Source organism: Streptomyces sp. NPDC051582 (assembly GCF_040681715.1).
In the GTDB taxonomy this organism is placed as follows: Bacteria; Actinomycetota; Actinomycetes; order Streptomycetales; family Streptomycetaceae; genus Streptomyces.
In genome coordinates, this window is record NZ_JBFAZJ010000011.1 from 210,594 (window position 1) to 227,723 (window position 17,130).

20 protein-coding genes are annotated in these 17,130 nt (G+C 73.2%); 13 read left to right on the forward strand and 7 right to left on the reverse strand.

Annotated elements, in window-relative coordinates; genetic code table 11:
• Positions 1–32 precede the first annotated feature (32 nt).
• The 3 genes from AB0M92_RS17060 to AB0M92_RS17070 all read right to left on the reverse strand — a co-directional run bounded on the left by AB0M92_RS17060 (position 33) and on the right by AB0M92_RS17070 (position 1,904).
• Entirely contained in the window at positions 33–236 is a 204-nt protein-coding gene (locus AB0M92_RS17060; RefSeq protein ID WP_048478639.1) for a ferredoxin, read from the reverse strand.
• A gap of 5 nt (positions 237–241) precedes the next feature.
• The gene (locus tag AB0M92_RS17065; RefSeq protein WP_366102949.1) at positions 242–1,429 is read right to left on the reverse strand and encodes a cytochrome P450; all 1,188 of its coding nucleotides are present in this window, start codon (positions 1,427–1,429) and stop codon (positions 242–244) included.
• A gap of 136 nt (positions 1,430–1,565) precedes the next feature.
• Positions 1,566–1,904: a thioredoxin family protein gene (locus AB0M92_RS17070; protein WP_366102950.1), complete on the reverse strand. Its 339-nt coding sequence runs from the start codon at positions 1,902–1,904 to the stop codon at positions 1,566–1,568.
• Between the two features lie 300 nt (positions 1,905–2,204).
• Between AB0M92_RS17070 and AB0M92_RS17075 the strand changes: the two genes are divergently transcribed.
• From AB0M92_RS17075 to AB0M92_RS17085, 3 genes are read left to right on the forward strand one after another with little or no spacing between them, the layout of a single operon-like run.
• A complete protein-coding gene (locus AB0M92_RS17075) occupies positions 2,205–2,843 on the forward strand; it encodes a molybdopterin-dependent oxidoreductase (protein WP_366102951.1) in 639 nt (212 codons plus the stop codon).
• Positions 2,840–4,180, forward strand: coding sequence for a Dyp-type peroxidase (locus tag AB0M92_RS17080; RefSeq protein ID WP_366102952.1), 1,341 nt, complete (start codon positions 2,840–2,842; stop codon positions 4,178–4,180). Before AB0M92_RS17075 ends, AB0M92_RS17080 begins: the two co-directional genes overlap by 4 nt.
• Before the next feature lie 50 nt (positions 4,181–4,230).
• Positions 4,231–4,500, forward strand: a complete 270-nt coding sequence (locus tag AB0M92_RS17085) for a hypothetical protein (RefSeq protein ID WP_366102953.1) — start codon at positions 4,231–4,233, stop codon at positions 4,498–4,500.
• Positions 4,501–4,517: 17 nt separating this feature from the next.
• On the opposite strand, the gene AB0M92_RS17090 is transcribed toward AB0M92_RS17085, so the two are convergent.
• The gene (locus AB0M92_RS17090; protein ID WP_366102954.1) at positions 4,518–4,892 is read right to left on the reverse strand and encodes a hypothetical protein; all 375 of its coding nucleotides are present in this window, start codon (positions 4,890–4,892) and stop codon (positions 4,518–4,520) included.
• A 174-nt stretch (positions 4,893–5,066) separates the two neighbouring features.
• Here AB0M92_RS17090 and AB0M92_RS17095 point away from each other — a divergent pair, with 174 nt between their 5' ends.
• Together AB0M92_RS17095 and AB0M92_RS17100 are read left to right on the forward strand one after the other, a co-directional pair.
• Complete coding sequence (locus AB0M92_RS17095) at positions 5,067–5,426, forward strand: YciI family protein (RefSeq protein ID WP_366102955.1); 360 nt, start codon at positions 5,067–5,069, stop codon at positions 5,424–5,426.
• A 111-nt stretch (positions 5,427–5,537) separates the two neighbouring features.
• Positions 5,538–6,758 carry an RNA polymerase sigma factor gene (locus AB0M92_RS17100; protein ID WP_366102973.1) on the forward strand — a complete coding sequence of 407 codons (1,221 nt, stop codon included), beginning with the start codon at positions 5,538–5,540 and terminating at the stop codon, positions 6,756–6,758.
• 19 nt (positions 6,759–6,777) lie between these two features.
• Here the strand turns inward: AB0M92_RS17100 and AB0M92_RS17105 are convergent, their stop codons facing one another.
• A complete protein-coding gene (locus tag AB0M92_RS17105; RefSeq protein ID WP_366102956.1) occupies positions 6,778–8,346 on the reverse strand; it encodes a condensation domain-containing protein in 1,569 nt (522 codons plus the stop codon).
• 61 nt (positions 8,347–8,407) lie between these two features.
• Here AB0M92_RS17105 and AB0M92_RS17110 point away from each other — a divergent pair, with 61 nt between their 5' ends.
• On the forward strand, positions 8,408–8,554 hold the full coding sequence (locus AB0M92_RS17110) for a hypothetical protein (RefSeq protein ID WP_366102957.1): 147 nt from the start codon (positions 8,408–8,410) through the stop codon (positions 8,552–8,554).
• Positions 8,555–8,627: 73 nt separating this feature from the next.
• Here AB0M92_RS17110 and AB0M92_RS17115 read toward each other — a convergent pair whose 3' ends face one another.
• On the reverse strand, positions 8,628–9,374 hold the full coding sequence (locus AB0M92_RS17115; protein WP_366102974.1) for a GntR family transcriptional regulator: 747 nt from the start codon (positions 9,372–9,374) through the stop codon (positions 8,628–8,630).
• A 294-nt stretch (positions 9,375–9,668) separates the two neighbouring features.
• Between AB0M92_RS17115 and AB0M92_RS17120 the strand changes: the two genes are divergently transcribed.
• From AB0M92_RS17120 to AB0M92_RS17140, 5 genes are read left to right on the forward strand one after another with little or no spacing between them, the layout of a single operon-like run.
• Positions 9,669–10,796: an extracellular solute-binding protein gene (locus AB0M92_RS17120; protein WP_366102975.1), complete on the forward strand. Its 1,128-nt coding sequence runs from the start codon at positions 9,669–9,671 to the stop codon at positions 10,794–10,796.
• A complete protein-coding gene (locus tag AB0M92_RS17125) occupies positions 10,796–11,707 on the forward strand; it encodes an ABC transporter permease subunit (protein ID WP_366102958.1) in 912 nt (303 codons plus the stop codon). Before AB0M92_RS17120 ends, AB0M92_RS17125 begins: the two co-directional genes overlap by 1 nt.
• A complete protein-coding gene (locus AB0M92_RS17130; protein WP_366102959.1) occupies positions 11,695–12,654 on the forward strand; it encodes an ABC transporter permease subunit in 960 nt (319 codons plus the stop codon). Before AB0M92_RS17125 ends, AB0M92_RS17130 begins: the two co-directional genes overlap by 13 nt.
• 5 nt (positions 12,655–12,659) lie before the next feature.
• Positions 12,660–13,769, forward strand: coding sequence for an ABC transporter ATP-binding protein (locus AB0M92_RS17135; protein ID WP_366102960.1), 1,110 nt, complete (start codon positions 12,660–12,662; stop codon positions 13,767–13,769).
• Positions 13,766–14,488, forward strand: a complete 723-nt coding sequence (locus AB0M92_RS17140; RefSeq protein ID WP_366102962.1) for an HAD family phosphatase — start codon at positions 13,766–13,768, stop codon at positions 14,486–14,488. The genes AB0M92_RS17135 and AB0M92_RS17140 overlap by 4 nt, the downstream gene beginning before the upstream one ends.
• Here the strand turns inward: AB0M92_RS17140 and AB0M92_RS17145 are convergent.
• Entirely contained in the window at positions 14,446–14,928 is a 483-nt protein-coding gene (locus AB0M92_RS17145) for a hypothetical protein (protein ID WP_366102963.1), read from the reverse strand. The genes AB0M92_RS17140 and AB0M92_RS17145 overlap by 43 nt on opposite strands.
• Positions 14,929–15,067: 139 nt before the next feature.
• Between AB0M92_RS17145 and AB0M92_RS17150 the strand changes: the two genes are divergently transcribed.
• A complete protein-coding gene (locus tag AB0M92_RS17150) occupies positions 15,068–16,141 on the forward strand; it encodes a DUF2330 domain-containing protein (RefSeq protein WP_366102964.1) in 1,074 nt (357 codons plus the stop codon).
• Between the two features lie 119 nt (positions 16,142–16,260).
• Positions 16,261–17,001 (forward strand): class I SAM-dependent methyltransferase, encoded by a 741-nt coding sequence (locus AB0M92_RS17155; RefSeq protein ID WP_366102965.1) that lies wholly within the window; start codon positions 16,261–16,263, stop codon positions 16,999–17,001.
• Positions 17,002–17,130 lie beyond the last annotated feature (129 nt).

A 17,130-nucleotide genomic window follows, 5' to 3' on the forward strand; every position in this document is an offset into this window, starting at 1 on the left:
GGCCCCGTGAACCCGTGAGCCGGGTGCCGCTGTCATTCCTCCCGGATGCTGATCGCGGCGACCGGGCAGGCGCGGGCGGCCTCGCGCAGCAGCGGGCTGCCGTTGCCGTCCTCGCGGCCCGGGAGCACCTGGCTGAAGCCGTCGTCGTCCTGGGTGAACACGTCCGGTGCGGTCAGGGCGCACTGCCCGGCGCCGATGCAGACGTCCGTCTTGATGTCGATGCGCTGTGGCGACATGTCCCTCACCATGCCACGGGGAGTTCGACCATGCCCTGAATGGTGTCGCCGGGCCGGAACGGAATCCGGTCCGGCTCGGCCGCGAGGCGGAGCCCGGGCAGGCGCGCGAACAGCGTCCCGAGGGCGATCTCCATCTCGGCGCGGGCCAGGTTCTGCCCGAGGCACTGGTGGATCCCGAAGCCGAACGCGACGTGGTGCCGGGCGGACCGGTGCCAGTCCAGCGCGTCCGGCCGCGCGAACACCGCGGGGTCCCGGTTGATGACGGAGGTGGAGAACACCACCCCGTCGTCCGGGCGGATCGTCACTCCGCCGATCTCGATGTCCTCGGTGGCCACCCGCAGCATGCCGTCCGCGATGGACAGGAAGCGCATCAGCTCCTCCACGGCCACCGAGATCAGCGAGGGGTCGGTGCGCAGTTCGGTCAGCTGCTCCGGATGCCGCAGCAGGGTGAACGTACCGAGCGAGATCATGTTCGCCGTGGTCTCGTGCCCCGCGACGAGCAGGATCGCGGCCAGCGAGACCAGTTCCTCGACGTCGGTCTCGCCGGTCTCCAGGCGGGTCGCGACGAGCTCGTCCAGCAGTCCGTCACCCGGGTCGGTCCGCTTGCGCTCGATCAGATCGGCGAGGTAGCCGTTGATCTGGTCCCGGGCGGCCTCCACGTCGGCGAGCTCGGGCCCGCGCAGCAGCCGTCGCGACGCCCCCTCGAAGAACTCGTGGTCCTCGTACGGGACTCCGAGCAGGGCGCAGATCACCGTGGAGGGGACGGGCAGGGCGAAGTCGCCCACCAGCTCGGCCCCGGGTCCCCTGGCGACCATCTCGTCGATCAGCCGGTCCACGGTCTTCTGGATGGCGGGCCGCAGGGCCGCGGTCCGCTTCAGGGTGAAGCTCGGGATGAGCATCCGGCGCTGGGCGTTGTGCTCGGGGTCGTCGACGCCGAGCAGGGCCGTACGGCGGTTCTGGAGCCCCTTGAACCGCTTCGTGGGGGTGGGGAAGGCCTCGTTGCGCCGGTCGGAGGAGAGTCGTCCGTCCGACAGCAGGGCGCGCGCCTCGGCGTGCCCGGTGACCACCCAGACCGAGCGGCCGTCGAAGAGGGTGACCCGGGACAGCGGCCGGCCCTCGCGGAGCGGGTCGTACGCGGCCGGCGGGTGGTAGGGGCAGGTTCGGTCCTGGGGAAAGGCAACGGTCTCTGACATGCAGCACCTCGTAAGCATGGTTCCGTGGGTCCGTCTCGCCGGAATCCATTACATGCCCAAGGCACCTATCTGACCTATGCCACTTTCGGCCAGATGGACCGCTTTCGCCCGCCCGGCCGAGCGGCCTCCCGGACGCTCAGAGGTGGGCGTCCAGGAAGGCGCGGAGCTCGGCGCGGCTCATCGCGCCGGCGTGGTCGGCCACGGCCTCGCCGTCCTTGACGAGGACCACGGTGGGGGCACCGGTCACGGCGAAGCGCCTGGTCGGTTCGGGGCAGCGGGTCATGTCGGTGCGGACCGCCGTCAGGCGCGTGCCGTAATCCTCGGCCGCCTCGGCCACGAGCGCGTCCATCGCGCGGCAGGACTCCAGGGCCTTGGGCCAGGTCCCGATGAAGTAGGCGAGAACCGGCCCCTCGGTCATGCCGAGGATGAAGTCGAACTCCTGGTTCTCCAGCGGCTGGTGTACCCGACGTGCCATGGGCGGTGCTCCTGCTTCGTGTACCGAGTGATGTGCGGTTGGGGCCCCCATCATCGCCGCCGGGCCCGCAGGCCCCGAATTCCCGCCCGGAACGGGTGTTTCCGCCAAGAGCCCGGGGTGTTTGCCGGGGATTGCGGGCGGGCCGTTCGGCCGATGCTCCAGGGTCGCTTTCGCGGTGTGGGGCAGATGCGGGTCTTCAGATATGTTGCGCACGGCATTTTCGCCACAAGGGGGCCGATCACCTCGCATCTGCGAGGTAGTCGATCGGCGTGTCGGGAGGGGTCGTCCATGGAACGTCGCATGAACCTTCGGAGAGCGGGCCTCGTGCTCGCGGTGGGCGCGCTGGTCCTCGCGGGCTGCGGTCAGCCGGCGGAGGGGAAGGACGCGAAGGGCGCGAAGGACGCGAAGGCGGATGCGGCGGCTTCCGCTCCCGCGTCCGCCGGGGCCCCGGCGGGAGCGTCGGCGAAGTCCCCCGCCGCGCCGCTGAAGCCCGGCGAGGTGCGGGTCGGCGGCGAGGTCGCCAAGCCCTACACCCTCACCCTCGCCGACCTGCGCAAGCTGCCGCAGAGCTCGGCGCCGGTGAAGTTCACCAGCGCCAAGGGCGATCAGGAGCACACGTACGCGGGCGTGCCGCTGTACGAGGTGCTGAAGACGGCGGAGCCGCGCTTCGACCAGGGCAAGAAGAACGGCCAGCTGCGCGGGGTGGTCGCCGCGACCGGGGGCGGCGACTACCGCGCCGTCTTCGCCTGGGCCGAACTCGACCCCGGTTTCGCCAAGAGCCAGATCCTGCTCGCGGTCTCCGAGGACGGCGTGCCGTTCGACGACGCGGCCGGACCGCGGCTGGTCGTACCGCAGGACACCAAGGGCGGCCGGTACGTGTCCGAGCTGAACCAGCTGTGGGTCGGGGTCGTCGACCCGGTGGTCGACGGGGCGAAGTGACGGTGGAGGTCCGCGAGTCCGGGGAGACTGGGGAGTCCGGGGAGTCCGGCGAGTCCGGTGGGAGCGGGCGAAGCGGTCCCTGCGGTGACCGGTCCCGGGTCGCCCGCCGGGCCCTGCTCGGCGCCGGCGGGCTGGCCGCCCTGGCCGCGGGCGGCGCCGTACTGACGGGCTCCGGGGCCGGTGCCCGGTCCGGGGAGCGGCGCCCGGCCGCCGTCGTCCCCTTCCACGGCCCGTACCAGGCCGGGATCCTGACCCGGCGCCAGCCCTACGCGCATCTCGCCGCACTGGACCTCGGGCCCGGGACCGACCGGGCGCGGGCGGCCGCCCTGATGCGCGCCTGGACCGGGGCCGCGGAGCGGATGAGCCGCGGCGAGCCGCCGGCCGGGGGTGGTTCGGGGGCCGACGGCGACACCGGTGTCGCCCTCGGTGCCGGTCCCGCCGCGCTCACCGCCACCTTCGGCTTCGGGGCGGGCCTCTTCGACCGGCTCGGGCTCGTCGCGGCCCGGCCGGAGGCCCTCGCCCCGCTGCCCGCCTTCACGGACGACCGGCTCGATCCGGCCCGCTCCGGCGGCGACCTGTTCGTGCAGGTCGGCGCGGACGACCCGTTCGCCGCCGTGCACGCCCTGCGCACCCTCCAGCGGCTGGCCCGGGGTGTCGCGCGGACCCGCTGGGTGATGTCCGGGTTCACCCGGCCGCCGGGAGCGGCGTCCTGCGAAGCCGCGTCCCGCGAGGCCGCGTCCGGCACCCACCGCAACCTCATGGGCCAACTCGACGGGACCGCCAACCCGGCCCCGGCCGAGGACCCCGCGCAGCGGACCCGGATCCTGGTCACCGGCCCGGACGCGCCGGCCTGGCTGGCGGGGGGCTCGTACGTGGTCGTACGCCGGATCCGGATGCTCCTCGACACCTGGGAGGGGCTGCCCGTCCACCACCGCGAGGAGGCCGTGGGGCGGCGCGTGGCCGACGGGGCCCCGCTGAGCGGCGGCACCGAGCGCACGCCGGTGGACCTGGACGCCGCGCGGCCGGACGGGGTCCCCGCCATCGCGGCCAACGCCCACATACGGCTCGCCGCGCCGCGCACCAACGCCGGCGCGACGATGCTGAGGCGCGGATGGTCGTACTACGACGGCCTGCGGTCCGACGGCACACCGGACGCGGGGCTGCTCTTCGTCGCCTGGCAGGCCGATCCCCGTACGGGCTTCGTCCCCGTCCAGCGGCGGCTGTCCGGGGGCGACGCCCTCGGCCGGTACACCGAGCACGAGACGTCCGCCCTGTTCGCCGTGCCGGGCGGGGCCGCACCGGGGGAGTACGTCGGGCAGCGCCTCCTCGAAGGCTGAGGACCGGCGCGCGGGGCCCGGTTGTCAGTGGTGGCTGTGAAGCTGGGAGCATGGACGACAGGATGCTCAGGCGCCGGGTCTACGGCGCCGACCACGAAGACCCCGACCCCGGCGCGCGCCCCGGCCGCCTCTACGGCGAACTCGTGGGCGGTCCGCTGGACGGGCTCCTCCTGGACATCACGGGCTGGAGCCCGCGCCAACTCGCCGAAGAGGCCCGGCTCCCCACCGAGATAGGACGCTACGGGGCCGGCGGCCGGGCCCACTACCGCCGCCGCGCCTGCGATCCGGACCACTGGGACTGGTCGGGCGACAGCCCGTGATCGGGGCGGGCACGGCGTCAGCCGGAGGCGCCCCGGCTCACGTTGCGGGCCCACAGGACCAGCGGGAGCTGGAGCGGCAGCCGGGCGAGCGTCGCGGCCCGGAGGGCGGGGGAGCGGCGCCCGGCGTCCACGGCCATCTTCACGTTCGCCGGGAACACGCCGACGAAGAACGCCGCGGCGGCCAGCGCCGCCACCCGGCGGGTCCGCGGATGGGCGACACCTGCGGCCAGCGCCAGCTCGGCCGCGCCGCTCGCGTACGTCCACTGCCGGGCGGTGCCGGGGAGGGCGCTCGGGACGATCGCGTCGAACTGCTTCGGTGCGAGCGCGTGCGCGACGCCCGCGGTCGCCAGCAGTCCGGCGAGCAGAAGAGGGGAAGAAGGAGTGCGCGGCATCGGAAGGTCCTCTCGGAGGAGTCGGGGCCCGCGATCCTACTCGCGAGTAGGGCTTTTCGGGCCGGAAGATTCTTCCGGAAGAAAACCCCGGGGAGCTGTCGATCCGGACGTCTCCCGTTCGACGAAGCAGTGAGAGGCGGGGAAAGCCCCCGCCCGTCCGACCGAGGAGCCACCATGCCGCGCTTCCTTTCCCTGATCCGCATCGACGAGCAGGCCCTTCCCGCCGACACCGAGTTCCCGCCGGAGTTCGGGGAGCGCATGGGCGCGCTCATGGAGGAGATCACCAAGGCCGGGGTCATGCTCGACACCGCCGGGCTGCTCCCCACCGCCGAGGGGACCCGGGTGACCTGGTCCGGCGGCAAGCTGAGCTACACCGACGGGCCCTTCACCGAGACCAAGGAGGTCGTCGGCGGCTACGCCATCCTCCAGGCCAAGGACAAGGCCGAGGCGCTGGAGTGGACCAAGCGGTTCCTGGAGATCCACCCCGAGGAATGGACGGTCGGCGCCGAGCTGCGCCAGATCGACGGCGGCTGACCGCGCCACGACCGCCGCGACCGCGCCACGACCGCGCCACGACCGCGCGGGGCCCCGCGCCGCATTTGCCCTGTCTCGTCACGGCTGCTCTGATGGGTGGCCGTGACGGCAGTGAGCGCGACCCGAGCGGTCGAAACGGTGTTCCGGATCGAGTCGGCGCGGATCATCGCCGCCGCCGCGCGCATCGTGCGCGACGTCGGCATCGCCGAGGAGATCGCCCAGGACGCGCTGGTCGCCGCCCTGGAACAGTGGCCGGAGTCGGGTGTCCCGGACAGACCGGGCGCCTGGCTCATGGCCACCGCCAAACACCGCGCGATCGACCTCGTGCGCCGCAAGGAGACGTACGCCCGCAAGCTGGCCGAGGTCGGCCGGACCCTGGAGGACGTACCACCGCCCGCCGAGCCCGCGGCTCCCGACGACATCGACGACGACCTGCTGCGGCTGATCTTCACCGCCTGCCATCCCGTCCTGGCCACCGAGGCCCGGATCGCGCTCACCCTGCGCCTGATGGGCGGGCTCACCACGCAGGAGATCGCCCGCGCCTTCCTCGCCCCGGAGCCCACCGTCGCCCAGCGCATCGTCCGGGCCAAACGGGCCCTGGCCGGGGCGGGAGTCCCCTTCGAGGTCCCGTACGGAGCCGACCGCGAGCAGCGGCTCGACTCGGTCCTGGAGGTCATCTACCTCATCTTCAACGAGGGGTACTCGGCGACCGCAGGCGACGACCTCGTCCGCCCCGCCCTGTGCGAGGACGCCCTGCGGCTGGCCCGCGTCCTGGCCGCCCTGATGCCCAAGGAGCCCGAGGTCCACGGACTGGCGGCGCTCCTGGAGTTCCAGGCATCCCGGATCCCCGCCCGCACCGGCCCCGACGGGGAGCCGGTGCTGCTCGCCGACCAGAACCGCTCCAAATGGAACCGGATGCTGATCCACCGCGGTGCCCGCGCGATGCGGGACGCGGGGAGCGGCCCGTACTCCGTGCAGGCCGCGATCGCCGGCTGCCACGCGGAGGCCGTCCGCTACGAGGACACCGACTGGGCGACGATCGCCATCCTCTACGGACGGCTCGTCGAGCTGGTCCCGTCCCCGGTCGTGGAACTCAACCGGGCGGTGGCCGTATCGATGGCCGACGGCCCGCAAGCCGCGCTCCCGCTGGTCGACGCCCTCGCCGGGGAGCCTGCTCTGCGCGCCTACCACCTGCTGCCGAGCGTACGGGGCGACCTGCTGGAGCGGCTGGGCCGCCGGGAGGAGGCCCGGGCGGAGTTCGAACGCGCCGCTTCGCTCACGCACAACGCGCGGGAACGGGACCTGCTGCTGGGGCGTGCCGCCCGCATGTGAACACGGGCGGCCGGCGTCGTCAGGAGCGGTTGGCGGAGGGGGCGTACGGGGCCGCACCGCTCAGGGCCGCGCCCTCGCGGGAGCTGCCGTGCGGCGGCGTCCCGAGCGGGCGGCGCGGCGCGGTGAGGGCCACCGGCCGCCGGAAGGAACCGTGCCGGGCGATCTCCCGGACCGTCGCGCGCAGCGCCTCCTGGAAATCGTCCATCGTGCGGCGCGCGGCGTCGGTGTCCACGTAGATCGAGTTCATGTGCAGACCGTCGGCGTCCCGCTGGAACCAGGAGCAGGCACCGTTGGCCCGCGCCGACCACACGTGCGAGCTCGGCCGCCAGTCCTCGTGCCGCTCGGCGCCGGGACACTTGCGGGTGTCGATGTACGAGAAGAAGTTCACCGGATAGGGCCAGGAGCGGGCGGCGAACTCGGCGGGCGCCAGCAGCTGCCAGGCGCGGACGAACGGCACGTCGATGTGGTGCATCATCTCGCCGAACCCGGCCCGGACCGCCGCCATGACCTGGGCGAAGTCCCGGCCGGGCGAGGCGTCGAACTCGATCGGCATGGTGTTGACGAACCAGCCCACCGAATTGGCCCAGCCGGACCGGCCGCGCTCGCTGACCGGCATGAAGCCCCGGTACACGCCAGGGCCGCCCGCCTCGCGCAGACAGACGGCGACGGCAGCCAGGACCCCCATGAACGGCTTGCCGTCCACCGCGCGGCAGGCCTTCTCGAACACCTCGGTCTCGGCCGCGTCCAGCAGCGGCGAGGCCTCGTTGACGATCGGGTACATCCGGTCCGGCTCCACGCCGAGTTCGAGCGGGAACCGGGGGAAGAACTCGCCGCCGCCGCGTGCCATGAACGACTTCCAGTACCCGAGGCGTTCGTCCTCGCCCTCGATGGACAGGTAGCGGCGGCGCTGCTCCTCGGCGAAGTCGAGATAGCTCGGCGCGGGCGGCAGATCGATCTCCTCGCCGCGGCGCAGCGCCTCGTACGCGCTCTGCACCTCGTGGACCACGATCGGCATCGACAGGCCGTCGCACACGATGTGGTCGAAGGCCAGGTAGACGGTCGCGGACTCCTCGCGCAGGACGGCGCCCATGGTGAACAGCGGCCAGGACAGCGTGTCGATGCTGCGCTTGAACCGGTCGACCAGGAATCCGCGCAGGGCCTCGGAGGAGTCGAAGACCGCCACGGGCACCGTGTCGAGGGCGAGTTCCGCGGCCGGGATCGGCTCACACGCCAACTCGCCGGCCAGGCGGCGGAATTCACACCGGAGCACCTCGTGCCGGCGTACGAAGGCCAGCAGGGCCCGGGTCAGGGCCTGCTCGTCCAGCGCGCCCGTGATCTCGAAGGTGACCGCGATCCAGGACGCCACGGGGTCGTCGGCGCCGCGGCTCTCCTCGGCGACGGTGAAGTGCTTGTCCTGGTTGAACGAAGCCCTCCTGCCCGCCGCGTCGGCCGGCACCCCGGACGGCACCCCGCCCGGCCCGTCCCCCGTGCCGTCGGCGTCCGCCGCCGTCCCGGCCGTGGACCGCAACCGCCACTCGACGACCCGTCCCGGTGCCATCTGGTGCATCTCCAGAGGAAACTGCCGCATTCCGTCATCCCTTCGCCCCCAGAGTCAACCCCGAGGCCCTAACGACACCCGCCCCACGGAAGTGACGCCCACCAGTTCGTCCACCGGTGGGGGCGGCTCGCGCGGACGGGTCCTGCGCCGTGTCGGGGCGGACCTCCACGTGGTCCGCGGCCGGGTCGACCGCACTCGCGACGCCCTCGACAACGGCCGGGCCACGGAGCTGGGTTGACGCTTCGAGCGGGCCGCGGACCGGCTCCCCGGGGCCATCGACGAAACGGCCGCCGCGCTCGCGCTCCGAGCCGTCAGCCCACGCCCGTACGGCGCTCCAGGGGAGTGGCTACCGCGGAGTTGCTCACACTGAACGTCACGCTGCCGGCGCGGTAGCGGTCGTCGGTCCACTCGATCGGGCGCCCCGTGGCCGTGGCCGAGACGTGCCGCTGGCGCAGCAGCGGGCTGCCGCGCCGGATCTCCAGCAGCCGGGCGTCCTCGCTGCCGGCGGAGAGCGCGTCGATGAGGTGCTCGCCGTAGTGGGCGACGATCCCGGAGTCGTTCGCGAGGCTGTCCATCACGGAGCGGACGTCGTCCGCCATCGCCTCGACCGGGGCCGCGACCCAGTCGGCGAAGGCGGTCCGCTCCACCATGGTGGGCTCCCCGTCGAGGAGCCGCAGCCGCAGCACGGAGAGGACCTCGGCGTCCGGCGCGAGCGCGAGCCGCTCCGCCTCCTCGGCGGTGGCGGGCCGGCGGACCCGGGAGAGGAAGCGGCTGGTGACCTCCTGGCCGAGCCCCTCGGCCCACTGGGCGAAGCTGTTGAGCTCGCCGAAGCTGTGCCGCCGTTCCTGGCGCAGAACGATCCGCCGGGCGCCCTGCCGGGAGCCGATGAGCCCCTCCGCGGCGAGCGTGGCCACCGCCTGCCGGACGGTCCCGCGCGAGGCGGACCACCGGGCGGCCAGATCGCTCTCCGAGGGCAGCTGGGCGCCCACCGCGTACTCGCCGGAGAGGATCGCCGTGCGCAGCGCGTCGGCGATCTCCACATACCGGATCGTGCCCATTGCGTACTGCGCCCCCTCGCTGCCCGCGCCGTTGTCGCCGCATGCCGTCGACCGTATCCCGACGAGCCCCCCGAACCGGGCGTCGAAGATCATTGGACCCTCTCTGTCACGGCTTCTTTCGGTCAATCTCCTCTCTTCCCCGACTCGTGCCCCCCGGTCCAGTCCCCGTTCACCGTCCGTACAGCGAGGCCGGGCGAACTGGAGCCAACTTGTTCAGACAAGTCGACCCCCGTCAGGAACCCGTCTCCGGGAGAGACCGTGCTCAGTTCCTCCGCCCGCCGCGGTGCGGCCGTACTGCTCAGCGCCGCCGTCCTCACCACGCTCAGTGCGTGCGGCGCCGCTCCGGACAAGGCCGCCGGCACCGCCGGCGACGGCAAGTCCAAGGCCCAGCCGGGCGCCGCCGCCTCGGCTGCCGACCTCGGCGGCATGGACGCCCTCGTCGCGGCCGCCCAGAAGGAGGGCCAGCTCAACGTCATCGCGCTGCCGCCGGACTGGGCGAACTACGGCGAGATCATCAAGGCCTTCGAGGCCAAGTACAAGATCAAGGTCAACAGCGAGAACCCGGACGCCTCCAGCGCCGACGAGATCGCCGCCGTGAAGTCCCGCAAGGGCCAGACGCGCGCCCCCGACGTCATGGACCTCGGCATCGCCTTCGCGCGCAGCGGCGCCGGCGAGAACCTGTTCGCCCCGTACAAGGTCACCGCGTGGGACAAGATCCCGGCCGGTCAGAAGGACGCCGACGCCCGCTGGTACAACGACTACGGCGGCTACGTCTCCATCGGCTGCGACGCGGCCAGGATCCCGAACTGCCCGACGACGTTCGCGGACCTGCTGAAGCCCGAGTACAAGGGCAAGGTCGCACTCAACGGCAACCCGACCAAGTCCGGATCGGCCTTCGGCGGCGTCTACGCGGCCGCCCTCGCCAACAAGGGCTCCTTCGCCGACATCCAGCCCGGCATCGACTTCTTCGGCCGGCTGCGCAAGAGCGGCAACTTCATCCCGGTCGAGTCCACCCCGGCCACCGTGGAGAAGGGCGAGACGCCCATCTCCATCGACTGGGACTACCTGAACGCCGGCTACGCCGAGCAGTTCAAGGGCAAGGGAGTCGACTGGAAGGTCGCCGTCCCCACCGACGGCGTCTACGCCCAGTACTACTCGCAGGCCATCAACAAGGAGGCCCCGAACCCGGCGGCCGCCCGCCTGTGGATGGAGTTCCTGTACAGCGCCGAGGGCCAGAACCTGTACCTGGGGGGCCACGCCCGCGCGGTCCTGCTCCCGGTGATGACCCAGGACGGCACCGTCGACAAGGACGCCGCCGCCAAGCTCCCGCAGATCCAGGGCACCCCGGCCTTCCCCGCCTCCGCGGAGCTGGACATGGCCAAGGCCACCCTCGCCGAAAAGTGGGACAAGGCCCTCTCCTGATGTCCCCCTCCACCCCCACCTCCCACCCGGAGGGGACCCCCGCCGGCGGTGGCGCCAGCCGCCGCCGGCGGCGCGGCCCGCGTACCTGGCTCGCCGCCCTGCCCCTCCTCGCCTTCACCGGGCTCTGCTTCGGCATCCCCCTCGGCGCCATCGCGTTCGGCGCGGTCACCCGCACCGACCCGTCGACCGGCGCCACGCAGCTGACCGGCGAGCACCTCGGGCGCTCGCTCCAGGGCCCGTACCTCGACTCGCTCATCGGCAGCGTCCAGCTCTCCGCCCTCACCGCCCTGATCGGCGGGGTGCTCGGGGTCCTGATCGCGCAGGCCGTGGTCACCTCCCGGTCGCAGGCGCTGCGCAGCGCCGCGCTGACCGCGTCCGGCGTGCTCGCGAACTTCGGCGGAGTGCCGCTCGCGTTCGCGTTCATCGCCACCGTGGGCATCTCCGGAGTCGTCACCCAGCTCGCCGACCTCACCGGATTCGGCTGGAACCTGTACTCCTTCACCGGCCTGACCGTGGTCTACCTGTACTTCCTGATCCCGCTCATGGTGCTCGTGATCGCCCCGGCGCTGGACGGACTGCGCCCGCAGTGGCGCGAGGCCGCCCAGAACAGCGGGGCCAGTGGACGGCAGTTCTGGCGCCACGTCGGACTGCCGGTCCTGGCGCCCTCGCTGCTCGGCGGGTTCGTGCTGCTCTTCGGCACCGCCTTCGCCGCCCACGCCACGGCCGCGGCCCTGGTCGGCGGCTCCGTACCGCTGGTCACGCTCAAGATCGCCGACGCGCTGTCCGGCAACGTGCTGACCGGTCAGGAGAACGTGGCGCTCGCCCTCGGCCTCGACATGATCCTGATCGCCGGCCTCGTCATGGCGGTCTACCTGCCCCTCCAGCGACGGAGCGCCCGATGGCTGCGATGACCCCGACGCCCGCACCGACCGCCCCGGACGCCGCGGACACCGCCCCGGACTCCGGGGCGGCGCAGGCCGGCGCCACGGCGCGGACCCGCGCCCCGCGCCGCCGCCCCCGTCCCCGCGTCTGGCGCGGAGCCGTACTCCTGCTGGCGGGCGCGTACTTCCTCGTCCCGCTCCTGGCCTCTTTCGTCTTCACCGTGCACGTCCCCGGCCAGGGCGTCAGCTTCGAGGCGTACACCCAGCTCCTCGCCGCGGACGGGTTCACCGAGAGCATGCTGCTCTCCCTCGGGCTGGCCGCCGCGACGATCGCGGTGTCGCTGCTGCTCGCCGTCCCCGCGCTGGTCGCCGTACGCCTCGGCTCGCCGCGGCTGCGCCCGGTCGTGGAGGTGATGTGCATGCTGCCGCTGGTGGTCCCGCCGATCGCGCTGGTCACCGGTATCACCACCGTGCTGCGCTGGGGCCCCGAACACCTCTCGCGGACCCCGCTGTACCAGACGTTCCTGGCCGTGCAGAACGAGCGGTTCCCCGTCGTGCTCGTCCTCGCGTACACCGTGCTGGCGCTGCCCTTCGTCTACCGCTCCCTCGACGCGGGCATGCGCGCCATCGACGTGCCGACGCTGGTCGAGGCCGCCCGCAGCTGCGGCGCGAGCTGGCCGCACGTGGTCCTGCGCGTACTGCTGCCCAACCTCCGGGCCTCGCTCGCCGGAGCGGCGTTCCTCACCCTGGCACTGGTCCTCGGCGAGTTCACCATCGCCTCACTGCTGGGGTTCAGGCCCTTCGCCGTGTGGATCGTCACCATCTCCGGGGCCCACGCCAGGATGTCGGTCGCCGTCTCCATCCTCAGCCTGCTCATCACCTGGCTGCTGCTGCTCGTCCTCTCGCGGGCCGGGACCAACCCCGCCACGGTGTCCTCCGCCCCCCGTACGTCCCCCACCTCCCGCAAGGAGTCCTGACCTCCATGTCCACCACCCTTCCCGCGGCCAGGCAGGCCGAGGGTTCCGATGACCGCACGGACTCCGCGCCGGGCGCGCGCGTCGAATTCCGCGGTCTGCGGCGGGCGTTCGGCTCCACCGTCGCCCTCGACGGGCTCGACCTGACCATCGAGCCGGGCGAACTCGTCGCCCTGCTCGGCCCGTCGGGCTGCGGAAAGACCACCGCCCTGCGCGTGGTCGCGGGCTTCGAGCAGCCCGACTCCGGTGAGGTCCTGGTCGACGGCGAGGACATCACCCGCGTGCCGGCCAACCGGCGCGACGCCGGGATGGTCTTCCAGTCGTACAGCCTCTTCCCGAACCTCAGCGCCCGCGACAACGTGGCCTTCGGCCTGCGCGTACGCAAGGTCGGCGCGGCCCGGCGCCGCGAGCGCGCCGCCGAACTCCTCGACCTGGTCGGCCTGCCCGATCACGGCGACCGCTACCCGCACCAGATGTCCGGCGGCCAGCAGCAGCGCGTGGCCCTCGCCCGCGCCCTGGCCCTGCGCCCCCGCGTCCTGCTGCTCGACGAGCCGCTCTCCGCGCTCGACGCCAAGGTACGGGCCAACCTGCGCGACGAGATCCGCCGGCTCCAGCTCTCCCTCGGCATCACCACCGTGTTCGTCACGCACGACCAGGAGGAGGCGCTGTCGATGGCCGACCGGGTCGCCGTCCTGAACGCCGGCCGCCTGGAGCAGTGCGCGGCCCCCGCCGAGCTGTACGAGCGCCCCGCGACGCCCTTCGTCGCCGAGTTCGTCGGCACCATGAACCGGCTGCCCGGACGGATCACCGACTCCGGCCTGGTGGAGGTGGCCGGTTCCCGGCTGCCCGTCGACGGCCCCGTCCCGACGGCCACGCGGGAGGTGGAGGTGCTGGTCCGGCCCGAGAACGTCACCGCGACAGCCGACCCCGCAGGCACGGCCACCGTGGTCTCCGCGTCCTTCTTCGGCGCCGTGACCCGGCTCCACCTCGACCTGCCCGGAGGCACCTCCGTCAAGGCGGACCTGCCCTCGCGGGACGCGGGCGGGCTGGCGCCGGGCGCGCGGGCCGCCGTCGGCCTGGCCGAGCGCCCGGTGCTCGTCGTGGCCCGGTCCGCGTGAGCGCCCTCGCGGCCGTCCTGTTCGACATGGACGGCACCCTCGTCGACACCGAGGTGCTGTGGTGGCGGTCCACCGAGCGGATCGCGCGGGGCCTGGGCCACGAACTCACCGGCGCGGACGCCCCGGAGGTCGTGGGGCGCGCCGTCGAGGACACCGCCGCCCACCTCGTACGGGTCTCGGGAGGGGGAGACCCGTCCGAGGTGGCGCGGGCGCTGACCGCGGACTTCTTCCGCGAGGTGGAGGCGGGGGCCCCGATGCGGCCCGGCGCCGGGCGCCTGCTGGAGGCGCTCGAAGCGGAGGGCGTGCCCTTCGCCCTGGTCAGTGCCTCGCCGAGGCTGGTCGTCGACTCGGTCGTCGGCGGTTCACTGGCGCACGTCCCGTTCGCGTTCACGCTGTCCGCCGACGACACGGACCGGACCAAGCCGCACCCGCAGCCCTACCGCAGCGCCGCCGAGCGGTTCGGCGCCGACGCACGGGACTGCGTGGCGGTGGAGGACTCGCCCGACGGCGCGGCCTCCGCGGAGGCCGCCGGATGCGGGGTGCTGGTGGTCCCGTCGCTGCTGGAGGTGCCGGCATCGCCCGTACGCACCTTCGCGCGGTCCCTGGAGGACGTCACCGTGGAACTGCTGCGGGCCTGCCTCGGCGGGAGCGCTCCGCGGCCGGACCGCCAGGAGGCTCAGGCGCCCAGGCCGAGCAGCTCCACGACGCCGTCCACGTAGGCGGCCGTCGGGGTGCCCGGAGCGCTGGCCGCCGCGTGGCGCAGCGAGGGCAGGCCGACGCGGACGAACGCCGCGCACTGCCCGTACAGCCCGGCCTCGTGCGAGGACCCGTCGTCCTCGGTGCCGAGCAGGGACAGCAGGGTCCACAGCAGCGCCTCGCGGGTGGCCAGCCTCGGCGGGCCCGCCGACCACACGGCCATCAGCACCCCGCACACCGCGGGAGCGGGCGGGTGCAGGCGGCCGGACAGGAAGGCGTGGCCCTGCAGGGCGCGGAACGCGGCGGGATGCCCCTCGGCCGCCGCCCACAGGGTGTCCACGAGATGCCCCGCGCCGCGGCCGCAGCCGCAGGTGATCGCCTCCCAGTCGTGCCGGGTGATCTGCGCCTCCACCGCGTCGGGCACCAGGGGGCTGGTGCGCGGCGTGTTGTCCGTCCCTCTCATGCGAGCAGTATGGGGATCGGGAACCTGCCTGACCAGGGGGTTCCGCGAGTCGGAACGGGCCTGTGACCAGGGCCCGGTCCCGGCCGCGGATCTTGGCCGGAACCGGATCACGAAGGCCTTCGTCTGATCCCCCGTGTGGATGAAACGAAGAATTGCCGCTCTCCTGCTGGCCCTGCTCGCGACGCAGCTGGGCTCCCTGATCAGCCCGGCTTACGCGTGCGGCTGCGGGGCGATGATCCCCGAGGGCTACGCCCGGATCGGCGTCGAACGCGAGACCTCCGTCGTGCAGTTCGACGGGCGCACCGAACAGATCGTGATGCGGTTCGTGGTCCGTGGTGACGCCCGGCGCGCGGCGTGGATCATGCCGGTGCCGGGGCGGGCGACCGTGGAGCTGGGCGACGGGGAGATGTTCCGGCAGCTGACCTGGCTGACCCGGCCCGAGTACAAGACGCGCGGCTATTTCTGGCCGCGCGACCGGGACTGGCCGTTCTCCTCCACCTCGGGCGATTCCGTGGGCGCCGCGATGCCCGGCGCGGCGGATCCCGCGGTCGGCGTCGTCGGCCGCGAGCAGCTCGGCGACTTCGACGTCGCGCGCCTGACCGCGACCGACCCGGACGCACTGCGCACGTGGCTGGAGACCAACGGCTTCAAGCTGCCCGACGGGCTCTCCGCCGAGCTGAAGCCGTACGTGGACCAGAAGTGGGAGTACGTCGCCGTACGCCTCGCCCCCCGCGAGGCGGGCAAGACCCTGAAGGGCACCCTCGACCCGCTGAAGATCCGCTTCGACAGCGAGCGGCTGGTCTACCCGATGCGGCTGTCCCGGCTGGCCAAGACCCCGCAGTCGCTCGGCCTGTACGTCCTGGCCGACCACCGGATGGAACCCGCCTCCCCGATCGGCGGCGCCCGGCCGAAGGTCACCTTCGCCGGCGAGGTCACCCCCGAGGGCGGCCTGGCCGCGCTCACCGGCGGCAAGCCGGCGTTCCTGACCGCGATCGACCAGGAGTTCCCGGAGCCGGCCCGCATCGACGGCGACCACGAACTGCGCGCCACGGCGGCCGACACCCCGTACCGCAAGGTGATCTACCACGCCGAGCTGCTCACCGTCGGCGGGATCCCGGCCTGGCTGCTGACGGCCGGGGCCGTCCTCCTCGTCCTCGTGGCAGCGGTCCTGTTCACCCTCCGCCGCCGCAAGTCCCGTACCGGGAGCGCCTGACGCCCGCCCGTACGTGGCGCCGGGAGGGCGTCCGGATCTTTGTGCGTTCTGCCAGTACGGGGGTCCGTCAGGCTTCGGTGAGACTGCCAGCCAAGACGAACCACGGGGAGGACGGCACGATGAGCGGACAGCAGTACGACGAGATCGGCGAGGCGTTCGAAGGGTTCAAGTCCCTGCCGATGATGCGGTACGGGGAGGTGCCCAGCTTCCTGGGTCTGGTCGGGGACGTGCGCGGCAAGTCGGTCCTCGACCTGGCCTGCGGAACCGGTTTCTACAGCCGGGAGTTCAAGCGCCGAGGCGCTGCGGACGTCCTCGGCGTCGACATCTCCGTCGAGATGATCGCCGCCGCGCGGGAGATCGAGCGGCGCGAACCGCTGGGCGTGCGCTACGAGGTCGGCGACGTGGCCGAACTGCCGCCCGTCGAACCGCGCTTCGACATCGCGCTGGGGGTGCAGTGCCTCAACTACGCCGAGGACCTCACCACGATGGAGCGGATGTCCCGCAACATCCACCGGAGCCTCATGCCGGGCGGGGAGTTCTTCGTGCTCGCGCAGAACCCCGACTACGGCTTCGACTGTCCGTCCCTGGAGACGTACGGGTTCCGCTGCGAGCCGGCGGGTGAGATCGAGACGGGCCGGCGCGTGCGGGTCACCGCCCTCCTCGACCCGCAGCCCATCACCATCGTCTCCTCGGCCCCGCGCCGCGACGCCTACGAGACGTGCCTGGGGGCGGCCGGGTTCGGCGAGTTCGCCTGGGTCCCGCTGGAGGTGTCCGACGCCGGCATCCGGGAGTTCGGCAAGGAGTTCTGGGCGGACCTGCTCGCGTACCCGCCGCTCGCGATGCTGCGCTGCCGCGCCTGACCCCGTCGCGCCCAGCGGGCGGCGGGACACCACCAGGGCCGCGGCCCGGGGGGAGGGGGGTCAGGCGCCGCGGCCGCCCCCCCCCCGGAAGATAAGGCCCGGGGGGGGGGGTAGACACAAAACGCCAAA